The following is an 11317-nucleotide window of genomic DNA, read 5'->3' on the forward strand; positions in this document are numbered from 1 at the left end:
TCTATGTTGAATGACACTCCGCCATCGCGAGCAAGCTCGCTCCCACAGGGATCTATGGTGGATGTTTGGTATGCATTCTGTTCATTTCAGGTTCTGCGCCCCGGCCTTGGCCACTTGCGCATCCTGTTCGGGCTTGACCCCCGACACGCCGACAGCGCCAATCACCTGGCCATCGAAGACAATCGGTACGCCACCTTCAAGCGAAGTCAGCAACGGTGCTGACAGGAAAGCGTAGCGCCCGGCGTTGACCATGTCCTCATAGCTTTTCGTTTCACGCCGCCCGAGGGCTGAGGTCCGGGCCTTTTCGGTGGCGATGTACGCGCTGCCCGGCGCGCAGCCGTCGAGGCGTTCGAGGGCCAGCGGGTGGCCGCCGTCATCGACCACCACTATGGTCACGGCCCATTGATTGGCCTGTGCTTCGGCGCGGGCGGCGGCAAGGATCTGGCTGACTTCGGCTTGGCTCAGGACGGCTTTGCTGTTCATGGGTATCTCCAGGATTCGGTTAAGGCAGGGCGGCTTCGACCAGTTCGATCCAGTGGCGCACCGGGGTTCGGCCCGCGCCGTCGAGGTGCGTCTGGCAGCCGATGTTGGCTGTGACAATCACCTCGGGATGGCCGCTTTCCAGGGCGTTGAGCTTGTTGTCGCGCAGTTGTCGCGACAGTTCGGGCTGGGTCAGCGAATAGGTGCCCGCCGAGCCGCAGCACAGATGCCCGTCGGGGACGGACGTCAGGTTGAAACCGAGGCCGGTCAGCAGCGCCTCCACGGCACCGCCGAGTTTCTGTCCGTGCTGCAAGGTGCAGGGGCAATGGAAGGCCAGGCGTTGCGAGGCGTGAATGCCAAGTTTTTCCAGTGGCTCGTCGCGCAACACTTCCACCAGGTCCCGGGCCAGTTCGCTGACCTTTTTTGCCTTGTCGGCATAGGCCGGGTCGCTGGCGAGCAGGTGGCCGTAATCCTTGATGAAGGCGCCGCAACCGCTGGCCGTCTGCACAATCGCTTCGGCGCCTTTTTCGATGCCCGGCCACCACGCGTCGATGTTGCGCCGGGCGCGATCGAGGCCGGCGACCTGGGCGCCAAGGTGGTAGTCCACGGCGCCGCAGCAACCGGCTTCGCGGGTCGCGATGACGCTGATCCCCAACCGGTCCAGTACCCGCGCCGCCGCGGCATTGGTGTTGGGCGACAGGCTGGGCTGCACGCAACCTTCGAGCATCAGCACCTGACGCTCACGCAGGGTCATGGGCCGCGGCTTGGCCGGGTAGACATTGCGCGGCAACTTGCTTTGCAGGGTGCCGGGCAGTAACGCGCGGAACACCTGACCGCTATTGACCAGGCTCTTGAACAGCTCTGGATGGGGCACGGTCTGACGCAACCCCTCGCGCAACAGACGCTGACCGAGGGGGCGCGGCACCGCCGCATCGACCACCGCGCGACCGATGTCCAGCAGGTTGTGGTAGTCGACGCCCGACGGGCAGGTGGTTTCGCAGTTGCGGCACGACAGGCAGCGATCCAGGTGCTGCTGGGTCTTTTGCGTGACCTCGTTGCCTTCCAGCACTTGCTTGATCAGGTAGATGCGGCCTCGTGGTCCGTCCAGTTCATCGCCGAGCAATTGATAGGTCGGGCACGTGGCATTGCAGAACCCGCAGTGCACGCAGGTGCGCAGGATGCTTTCGGCTTCTGCGGCGCGGGGCAGTTGGCTGGCGCTTTCACTCAAGGTCGTCTGCATGGTTCAAAGCTCCGCGTACAGGCGTCCGGGGTTGAAGATGCCCCGTGGATCAAGTTGTTGTTTCAGGTTGCGGTGATAGCGCATCAGCGCTGGCGGCAGCGGATGGAACGGGGTGTCGGTCAGGCCGTGGCTGAAGCAGGTGGCATGGCCGCCGACCTCGTCGACCACCTGGCGGATGAACGCCGCGTCGGCATCGGATTTCAGCCAGCGCTGGGCGCCACCCCAATCGATCAACTGGCGACCTGGCAGCGACAGACGAGGCGTGTTGTGCGGCAGTGAAAGGCGCCAAAGCGGCTGGTCTTCATCGAAGAAACTCAAGCGCTGTTCGTTGAGATCGTCCCACCAGGAAGCGTCCAACTGCTCACCACCGAGGCGCTCATGGGCCGCCGCCACCGAACCTTCACCGCCCTCAAGCCGAAGGTGCAGGCGTGAACCGTCGTGGCAGGCGGCGCTGATCGGCAGCGGCTGCTGGCCCCATTCCGCCAGGCGCAGCAAGGCCCGCTCGGCGTCCATTTCCAGGCTGATGCTCAAGGCTTGCCGGGGTCTTGGCAGCACTTTGAGGGAAACTTCGGCGATCAGCCCGAGGCTGCCATAACTGCCGGCCATCAGACGCGACAGGTCGTAGCCGGCGACGTTTTTCATCACCTCGCCACCGAAGCGCAACAGCTTGCCTTGCCCTGTGATGACCCGCGTGCMGAGAACGAAATCCCGCACCGAACCGACCCACGGGCGCCGTGGCCCGGACAGCCCGCAGGCGATCATACCGCCGACGGTGGCGCCATCGCCAAAGGACGGCGGTTCGCAGGGCAGCATCTGTTGCGCGGCGTCCAGCACTTGCGCCAGTTCCGACAACGGCGTGCCGCAGCGGACGGTGATCACCAGCTCGGTCGGGTCGTAACTGACGATGCCCCGGTGCGCGCGGGTGTCGAGAATTTCCCCGGCCGTGGTGCGCCCGAGGAAGCCCTTGCTGTTGGAGCCCTGGATGCGCAACGGCGTGGCGTTTTCCAGCGCCTGATTGACCTGTGCCAGCAGTGACGGGCTGTCATCGAAATCTTCAGGGCGGCGCATCAGAAACGCTCCAGCTCAGGGAAGGGCAGTTGACCGCCATGCACGTGCATGGCACCGAATTCCGCGCAGCGGTGCAGGGTCGGAATGTTCTTGCCGGGGTTGAGCATGCCGCCGGGGTCGAAGGCGGCCTTGATGGCATGGAACAGGGTCAGCTCATCGCTGTTGAACTGCGCGCACATCTGATTGATCTTCTCGCGCCCCACGCCGTGTTCACCGGTGATACTGCCGCCGACTTTCACGCACAACTCCAGAATCTTGCCGCCCAGGGCTTCGGCTTGATCGAGTTCACCGGGTTGATTGGCGTCGAACAGAATCAGCGGATGCATGTTGCCGTCGCCGGCATGGAACACGTTGGCCACTCGCAGGCCGTATTCGTTCGAGAGTTCGGCGATGGCGCGCAGCACGCCGGGCAATTCACGACGGGGGATGGTGCCGTCCATGCAGTAATAGTCCGGCGAGAGGCGGCCCACCGCCGGGAAGGCATTCTTGCGTCCGGCCCAGAAACGCACGCGCTCGGCTTCGTCCTTCGCCTGGCGCAACTCAGTCGCGCCGGCCTGTTGCAGTACCTGGCGCACCCGGTCGCAGTCATCAGAGACATCGGCTTCGACGCCATCGAGTTCGCACAGCAGAATGGCCTCGGCGTCCACCGGATAACCGGCGTGGATAAAATCCTCGGCGGCGCGGATGGCCAGGTTGTCCATCATTTCCAGGCCGCCGGGGATGATGCCGGCGGCGATGATGTCGCCGACCGCGCGCCCGGCTTTTTCCACGGAATCGAACGCTGCCAACAGCACTTTGGCGGTCTGCGGTTTGGGCAGCAGCTTGACCGTGACCTCGGTAATTACCCCGAGCAAACCTTCGGATCCGTTGATCAGCGCCAGCAGGTCGAAACCGGGAGAGTCGAGGGCATTGGAGCCCAGGCTCAAATGCTCGCCATCGACGGTAAGGATGTCGACCTTGAGCACGTTGTGCACGGTCAGGCCGTACTTCAGGCAATGCACGCCACCGGCATTTTCCGCGACGTTGCCGCCGATGGAGCAGGCGATTTGCGAGGAAGGGTCGGGCGCGTAATACAGGCCGAAGGGTGCCGCCGCCTGGGAAATCGCCAGATTGCGCACGCCGGGCTGAACCCGTGCGGTACGGGCGGCGGGGTCGATGCCCAGGATGTTGTTGAAGCGCGCCATCACCAGCAGCACGCCTTTCTCCAGGGGCAGCGCCCCGCCGGACAAACCGGTGCCCGCGCCACGGGCCACCACGGGGACGTGCAGCTCATGGCAGACGCGCAGCACCCCTTGCACTTCGTCGATATAGCGGGGCAACACCACCAGCATCGGCGTGGTGCGATAGGCCGACAGTCCGTCGCATTCGTAGGGCCTGAGTTCCTCCTGCTGATGCAGGATTTCCAGATTCGGCAAGCGGGTTTGCAGGGCCTGCAACAGCGCCCGTTTGTCGACGCCGGGCAAGGCACCGTCAACGCGTTCATCGTAGAGAATGTTCATCGGCGCTCGACACTCGTTCTGTTGTTACATGAGGTCTGTTTTCGCGGTCCACTGTATTAATCATTGGTCCGCAAAGCTCAGCTGTCCATGGGATCGTTGTCTGCTCGACGGACGATTCATTCAATAAACCACCGTCTACTAWTGTGGGAGCGAGCTTGCTCGCGATAGCGGCAGAACAGTCGACATCTATGTTGAATGACACTCCGCCATCGCGAGCAAGCTCGCTCCCACAGGGATTTGGGTGTGCAGTACGCCACGCCCGGGTGGTTAACCCGGGCGTGGATCAGGTTTACGCAGAATTACGCTTGTATTCGATTCAATGCCCGCCCACCACCATGTGGCTGAACGGCGCGACATAGGCCTGCAACGTCACCAGGCCACCGACCAGAATCGCCAGCACGACCGAGTGGAAGAACACGTAGCGCAGGATTTCCCCTTCATGGCCGTACCAGCGGGTGGCGGTGGAGGCAACCACGATCGACTGGGCATCGACCATCTTGCCCATGACCCCGCCGGAGCTGTTGGCGGCGGCCATCAACACCGGGCTCATGCCCAACTGCTCGGACGTCACTCGTTGCAAGCCGCCGAACAGCACGTTGGAAGCCGTGTCCGAACCGGTCAACGCCACGCCGAGCCAGCCGAGCAAGGTACCGAACATCGGATAGAAGATGCCCGTCGCGGCGAAGGCCAGGCCCATGGTCGCATCCAGGCCCGAGTAGCGGGTGAGGAAGCCAAGACCGAGCATCGCCGCAATAGTGGTCAGCGAGTAGCGCACCACCCACAGGGTGCGCAGGTACTGGCGAATCAATTGCGGGATCGAGTAACCCATCAGCAAGCCGCCGACGATCGCCGCCAGCAGAATGCCGCTGCCGGTGGCGGTGAACCAGGTGAACTTGTACACCGCCTCTTCGGTTTTCGGCGCAGGCACCACGGGCGGGACTTTCTCGACTTGCAAGTGCAGGGTGGTGAAGATCAGGACCGGCGCGAACACCGGGTTCGCCTCGCGCAGCGGTTTGCCCTGAGGGTCGAGCTTGGCTGAGCTGGTTTGCGGGTCAATCGCCGGACGGGTGTCGAAGGTGTTTTTGAAGCCTTGCGTACCCCAGATGAACACGAAGATCGTGAGGATGATCCATGGCATCCACGCGCGCATCACTGCCGGGTTCGCCTCATTGGCGAAGGTTGCAGTCGGTACGGGCTTTTCGTCGTGTTCGGCGTCGATCTTCGAATTATCGACCCGGCCGGACAGCGCAGCCGAGGTGTGCACCGTGGCCGGTTTCCAAACCTTGAGGAAACCAGTCAGGCAGGCCATGGAAATCAGCGCGGCGATCACATCCACCAGCATCGGCCCGTGATAGTTGGACACCAGGAACTGCGGCACGGCAAAACTGACCCCGGCCACCAGGATCGCCGGCCAGACTTCCAGCATCTTGCGCCAGCCGGCAAAGGCCCAGATCAGCCAGAACGGCACCAGCACCGAGAAGAACGGCAACTGCCGGCCGACCATCATCGACAGCTCCATTTCATCCAGCCCGGTCACCCTGGCCAGGGTGATGATCGGCGTGCCGAGGGCACCGAACGCCACGGGGGCGGTGTTGGCGATCAGCGCCAGCCCCGACGCGGCAAGCGGCGAAAAGCCCAGCCCGATCAGAATCGCCCCGGTCACCGCCACCGGCGTACCGAAGCCGGCCGCGCCTTCGAAAAACGCACCGAAGCAGAAGGCGATCAGGAGTAATTGCAGGCGTCGGTCATCGGTGATGCGCGCCAGGGAGTCTTGCAACACCTTGAACGAGCCGTTCTCGGTGGTCAGGCGGTGCAGGAAGATGATGTTCAACACAATCCAGCCAATCGGCAGCAGACCGTTGGCTGCACCGAACAGCGCTGCGGTACCCGCCATGTTCGCCGGCATGCCGAAGGCGAAAATCGCGATCAGCAAGGCCGAAACCAGGGCGAGCAATGCCGCCAGGTGCGCCTTGACATGAAAGAACGCCAGGGACGCCAGCATCACCACCACCGGCACAGCCGCCATGAATGTTGAAAGCACCGGGTTACCGAACGGATCGTAGACTTGCTGCCAGACCATGTTCCACCTCTGCTTTTTATTGTTGGGCATGCAGATCCCCTGAGGGGAGGTGGACTTCAGTATAGGTGGCATTGCGCCGCTGTCAGTGCAGGCCTCCGGTCCTGCCAATCGGCGCAGTTCCGGGGGCTGAGCTAGCATGGCCAGTAGGGTTTGAATTCAGTCAGGGGAGCAATGCAGTCATGACCGAGCGCCATATGGAGCACAAGGAAACGCTATCGAACGGATGCAACATCAAGGTTAAGGCCGAGATATTGAAGGACGGTTCGTTGGGCATGTTCATCGGTGTCTATCGGCCGGACGGCTCGGCCATCGATGAAAACCATGATCCACGGCCGCACATGCTGGACATGGAAGCGGCGATGGATTGGGGGATCGATATTGCCAAGGGGATTGGCAATAGCCAGCGAACGTTGTGAGCCCGGGCGACCGGCGGTCGCTGTCAGAACCCGAACGAACGGGCCGAGCCTTTTGCCAGCTCGACATCCAGCAGATGCTCGACCAGCACGTCATTCAAAAAACGGAACTGATCATTGAGCCCGACCACTTCGTTGCTGAAGTGATGATCGGCTGCCGGGATCAGCAACGCCTCGAACTTCTCGTCGAACAGCAGAGTCAACTCTTTACGAGACTCGAATTTCTGCGCGTAGAAATTGTTGCCGAACACCGGAAAACGCACGGCGAGGGTGACGGTGTGAATCATGATGTTTGCTCCTCGCTCAGGACGTACCAGGAAAATACGCCCAAAGTGAAAGCCGTCAGGGCCAGGCAGGTCAGCAGATGGATCAGCATGATGTCCCCCTCCGATTCGGGGTTTCGTGTTGGCTTGGGATTGATCCTACGCTGACGGCCATCAAGCGGAAGGCAATCGCGGCGATGGTGAATATCGATGCAAGTGATGGTGGTTTTTTCTCTGTTGATGCGGGCCTTTTCACGGGCTCCGGGACATCGCCACCTATACTTATGCCCAAAGTTTCGCGTGTCGGGCATTTCGCCCGGTACCCACTTCAGGAAGCCGCCATCTTGAACCTGCGTTCGCTGATCATTGCCGTGCTGGTGGTGTTGGCGGGGTGTGCCACGCCTGTGCGTGCGCCGGTGGAAGTGGCACCGGTCATCGTTCCTGCCAGCACCTGGCAACAAGTGGACCGGGAGATCGTCACCGCCTCGCAGACGGCCACCGAGCAGGCCAAAATCTACGCCCGCGGCGCCATGGATTACTGGCGCACACGGGTCTATGAATTGACCGAGCAGAATTTCATTCCGTGGTTCAGCAGTTACTGGACCCAGGAATGGCTGTCGATGAAGGTCAGCTGGTACACCATCAGCGCCAAGGGTGAGCAGGACGCCGTGGAAAAACGCCTGGCGGCGTACCTGCTCGAAGCCTATCAGGAGAAGGTCCTGGCCCCGGCGGCCGTGGAACTCGATCCCGATGCGATTCTCGGCCTGGCAGCGGCGTTCTATGTCGACATCCTCAAGGAAGAGCTGCAGAAAATCTCCAGCCGCAACGGCGTGCCGATGCCCCAGCTCAACGGGCGCATCCAGAAAGTCCCGGCCATCGCCCTCGGGCCTCCGCCGACGAGGGACGCCTCGTTGTACCAGATCGTGCACACCGAACCGCTGAACTCCTTGCCGGCCTTCGCCGCGCTGATCGACAAAGTCCATAGGGCCGGTGGCAACAAGGGGGTGGGCTCGACCGACACCGCGATGGCGCCGGTGGCCAGGCGCGCCAGCCGGCGGATGGAAGCCGAGATGGCCCCGCGCGGGGCCGCCAGCGCCGTGGCCGCAGCGACCGGGAAACTGGCCGGTGGCTTGATCACGCTAGGGGTGGCTGGCATTCGCGCATTCATCCAGGCCTTTGACCGGCCCGATAGCGAGGCGCTGATTCGCCGTAGCCTGGGCAATACCTTCGACAAGGCCTGGCTCAAACTGGTGCAGGACCCGACCAGCGGCGTCATGGCCGCCACGCTTTACATGGCGGCGCAGATCGAAGGCAGCCTGGGCGGCAGCGCACAACCGCCGGTCGGTTTGAGCGCCGGCACTGTCGATCGGACGCCAGCGCAACCGACTAACCTGCAGCACACCCCATGACCCAAGGAGAAAAACGCATGTCTTACGTCGATGGATTCATCGCTGCCGTACCCACCGCCAACCGTGAGCAATACATCATGCACGCCAAAGTCGCCGCCTTGGTCTTCAAGGAAAACGGTGCCTTGAGCGTGGTCGAATGCTGGGGCGAGGATGTCCCGGAAGGCAAGGTCACCTCGTTTCCAATGTCGGTGAAGCTCAAGGAAGGCGAAACCGTTGCCTTTGGCTGGATCATCTGGCCTGACAAGGCCACCCGCAATGCCGGAATGGGCAGGATGATGCAGGACCCGCGCATGAAACCGGACGTCAATCCAATGCCCTTCGATGGCCAGCGCATGGTCTACGGCGGGTTCGAAGTGCTCCTCCAGGCCTGACGCTGCACGCGGGATCACTCCGGCGTCGGGGTGATCCTGCAACTCTTGCGCTGGCGGATCTCGTCGTCCGTCGGCCGCTCGCGGATGAACTCGAAGCGCGGCTCGCCTTCGCTGTAATGCACCAGCCAGCCCCATTCCAGCTTGAGTTCATCCTGGCCTGGCTCGGGCGGTCTGGCCCACCATGGTTCCTTGCTGATGATCTGTCGCATGGTCCCCTCCGGTATTTCGGGATGCTGAAACTATAACTCGCATGCCCCGTGGCGCCAGAAATGCGCTGGCCGGTACGCGAGTGTTGAGTACACTCTGGCAGTCTTCCCAGGAGGTGTCCGGCATGAACGACGAAACCCGCGAGCCGTTCAAGCGCCTGTTCTTTGCGCTGAACTGCGCCCCCGCCCTGCGCCGGGATATTGCCCAGTGGCGCAGTGCGCYGCAACTGCGCAACGGACGGCCGGTGCCGGCGGAAAACTTTCACCTGACGCTGAAGTTTTTGGGGGCGGTGGGTGTGGCGCAGATCGCCGAGCTCTGCAACGCTGCGGCGTCCATCCGTACACCGGGCGAGCGCTTGACGGTGGTGCTGGATCGGCTGGACGTGTGGCGCAGGGCAGGGGCGTTGGTGCTAGCGCCGCAGCAGGCGCCCCCGGCATTGCTGCGCCTGGTGTATGCCCTGGAGCAGGCGATGTTGCCGTTCGGTCTGGAGGAAGCACCAAGGGAATACCGTCCGCACCTGACCCTGGCACGGCAGTATCGGGCGTCGGTGCCGGAGTCCGCGACACCGCCTGAGTTCTTCCTGCGGGCTGATCGATTCACTCTGTTCGAATCCCACAAGGGACGCTATCGGGCGCTGGCCGAATGGCCGTTGATTGATCCCCAATAAAAAAGGCGCCCATGGGCGCCAAACTTCACCTGAACCGAGAGAGCCAGGTGAGACCGTTCTACTTGCAGGAGAGGCAGCGGTGGTAAGACGCTGCGTGAACGGAAATGGGTAAAGCTGAAATGTGTGCTGGAGGTTCTGGCCTCATCGCGAGCAAGCTCGCTCCCACAGGGATAGCGCGAACTTCAAGGTACATGCGGTACCTGTGGGAGCGAGCTTGCTCGCGATGGCAATGTCAGACTCAGTAGATCAATTGAGTGAATTACTGGCCGAGTTTCACCTTGGTCCAGCCACGGGTCATGATCCGCTGGATGGCAATCGGCTGGTCCGGCACGGCATAGAGCGTGGCCATTACCGCTTCCGGCGGGTAGGAGCCCGGATCGTTACGGATGGCTTCATCCACCAACGGCGTGGCCGCCGCGTTGGCGTTGCTGTAGCCGATATTGTTGGTGATGTCGGCAATCACGTCGGGGCGCATCAGGAAGTTCATGAACAGGTAAGCGTTCTCGACGTTGGCGGCATCGCGGGGGATGGCGAGCATGTCGTAGAAACTGGCGGCGCCTTCTTTCGGGATGCTGTAGTCGATCTTCACCTTGTCCCCGGCTTCCTGGGCGCGGGCCTTGGCCTGCAGCACGTCGCCTGAGTAACCCACGGCCACGCAGATGTTGCCGTTGGCCAGGTCCGAGATGTATTTCGACGAATGGAAGTACGCCACGTTCGGGCGAATCTTCATGAACAGCGCCTGGGCTTGGGCGATGTGCTGTTTGTCCTGATCGTTCACCGGGTAGCCCAGATAGTGCAGGGCGGTCGGGAGCATTTCAGTGGGCGAATCGAGGAAACTGATGCCGCAGGCCTTGAGCTTCTCGGCGTTTTCCGGTTTGAACAGCAAGTCCCAGGAATTGGTCGGGGCATTGGCGCCGAGCACTTCCTTGACCTTCTGCGGGTTGAAACCGATGCCGATCGAGCCCCACATGTACGGGATGGCGTGGGCGTTTTCGGGATCGCTCGCGGAGGCGTTTTTCAGCAGCACCGGATTGAGGTTTTTCCAGTTCGACAGCTTCGATTTGTCCAGTTCCTGATAGACACCGGCCTTGATCTGCTTGGCCAGGAAGCTGTTGGACGGCACCACGATGTCGTAGCCGGATTTACCTGCCAGCAGGCGTGCCTCAAGGGTTTCGTTGCTGTCGAAGACATCGTAGGTCACCTGGATGCCGGTCTCGTCCTCGAACTTCTTGACGGTATCCGGGCCAATGTAATCCGACCAGTTATAGACGCGCAGAACCTTGTCATTGGCCTGGGCGCCAGTGGCGATTGCGCCCAATAAGGACAGTGTCAGCAGAGTCCTGCCAAACATTTTCATCGGTACAACTCCATTTCTTATTTATTCCAAATCACACGGCAAACATTTGTGGCAAGAGTGCTCCTTTGTAGGAGCGAGCTTGCTCCGGGCGGCGATCCGACGATGGACCTGAGGGCGACGCGTTCATCCAGACAACACGCGTTATCGTTAACGTCCATCGCGAGCTCGCTCCTACAGGGGCGGCACTAGGCAGTCGCTTCTGCCATTTGCTTTTTAGGTTGTTGCCAGGATTCGCTGGTGGTCTGGTCCATGGCTTCCTGGAT

Annotated in this window: 12 protein-coding genes; 4 read left to right on the forward strand and 8 right to left on the reverse strand. The window is 61.9% G+C overall.

What is annotated here, in order from left to right:
* Nucleotides 1-81: 81 nt before the first annotated feature.
* From ACXRVY_RS08620 to ACXRVY_RS08640, 5 genes are all read right to left on the reverse strand, one after another.
* Nucleotides 82-483, reverse strand: a complete 402-nt coding sequence (locus ACXRVY_RS08620; protein WP_223457612.1) for a heme-binding protein — start codon at nt 481-483, stop codon at nt 82-84.
* A 19-nt stretch (nt 484-502) separates the two neighbouring features.
* Nucleotides 503-1720 carry a glycolate oxidase subunit GlcF gene (gene glcF / locus ACXRVY_RS08625; RefSeq protein WP_223457614.1) on the reverse strand — a complete coding sequence of 406 codons (1218 nt, stop codon included), beginning with the start codon at nt 1718-1720 and terminating at the stop codon, nt 503-505.
* Nucleotides 1721-1723: 3 nt separating this feature from the next.
* Nucleotides 1724-2788, reverse strand: a complete 1065-nt coding sequence (gene glcE / locus ACXRVY_RS08630) for a glycolate oxidase subunit GlcE (RefSeq protein WP_458237251.1) — start codon at nt 2786-2788, stop codon at nt 1724-1726.
* Nucleotides 2788-4287, reverse strand: coding sequence for a glycolate oxidase subunit GlcD (gene glcD / locus ACXRVY_RS08635; protein ID WP_223457618.1), 1500 nt, complete (start codon nt 4285-4287; stop codon nt 2788-2790). Before glcD ends, glcE begins: the two co-directional genes overlap by 1 nt.
* A gap of 316 nt (nt 4288-4603) precedes the next feature.
* Nucleotides 4604-6367 (reverse strand): L-lactate permease, encoded by a 1764-nt coding sequence (locus ACXRVY_RS08640; RefSeq protein ID WP_223457663.1) that lies wholly within the window; start codon nt 6365-6367, stop codon nt 4604-4606.
* 179 nt (nt 6368-6546) lie between these two features.
* Between ACXRVY_RS08640 and ACXRVY_RS08645 the strand changes: the two genes are divergently transcribed.
* Entirely contained in the window at nt 6547-6783 is a 237-nt protein-coding gene (locus ACXRVY_RS08645; RefSeq protein WP_090456183.1) for a hypothetical protein, read from the forward strand.
* A 23-nt stretch (nt 6784-6806) separates the two neighbouring features.
* Here the strand turns inward: ACXRVY_RS08645 and ACXRVY_RS08650 are convergent, their stop codons facing one another.
* Nucleotides 6807-7067, reverse strand: a complete 261-nt coding sequence (locus tag ACXRVY_RS08650; protein WP_223457620.1) for a hypothetical protein — start codon at nt 7065-7067, stop codon at nt 6807-6809.
* Nucleotides 7068-7387: 320 nt separating this feature from the next.
* Between ACXRVY_RS08650 and ACXRVY_RS08655 the strand changes: the two genes are divergently transcribed.
* On the forward strand, nt 7388-8452 hold the full coding sequence (locus tag ACXRVY_RS08655; RefSeq protein WP_223457621.1) for a hypothetical protein: 1065 nt from the start codon (nt 7388-7390) through the stop codon (nt 8450-8452).
* Between the two features lie 17 nt (nt 8453-8469).
* Nucleotides 8470-8823, forward strand: a complete 354-nt coding sequence (locus ACXRVY_RS08660) for a DUF1428 domain-containing protein (RefSeq protein WP_108216019.1) — start codon at nt 8470-8472, stop codon at nt 8821-8823.
* Nucleotides 8824-8837: 14 nt separating this feature from the next.
* Here ACXRVY_RS08660 and ACXRVY_RS08665 read toward each other — a convergent pair whose 3' ends face one another.
* On the reverse strand, nt 8838-9032 hold the full coding sequence (locus ACXRVY_RS08665; protein WP_056727280.1) for a hypothetical protein: 195 nt from the start codon (nt 9030-9032) through the stop codon (nt 8838-8840).
* A gap of 122 nt (nt 9033-9154) precedes the next feature.
* Here ACXRVY_RS08665 and thpR point away from each other — a divergent pair, with 122 nt between their 5' ends.
* Nucleotides 9155-9697: an RNA 2',3'-cyclic phosphodiesterase gene (gene thpR, locus ACXRVY_RS08670; protein ID WP_458237252.1), complete on the forward strand. Its 543-nt coding sequence runs from the start codon at nt 9155-9157 to the stop codon at nt 9695-9697.
* Nucleotides 9698-9956: 259 nt separating this feature from the next.
* On the opposite strand, the gene ACXRVY_RS08675 is transcribed toward thpR, so the two are convergent.
* A complete protein-coding gene (locus ACXRVY_RS08675; protein ID WP_223457625.1) occupies nt 9957-11054 on the reverse strand; it encodes a polyamine ABC transporter substrate-binding protein in 1098 nt (365 codons plus the stop codon).
* Between the last annotated feature and the right edge of the window lie 263 nt (nt 11055-11317).

Source organism: Pseudomonas sp. P5_A2_2, assembly GCF_054177685.1.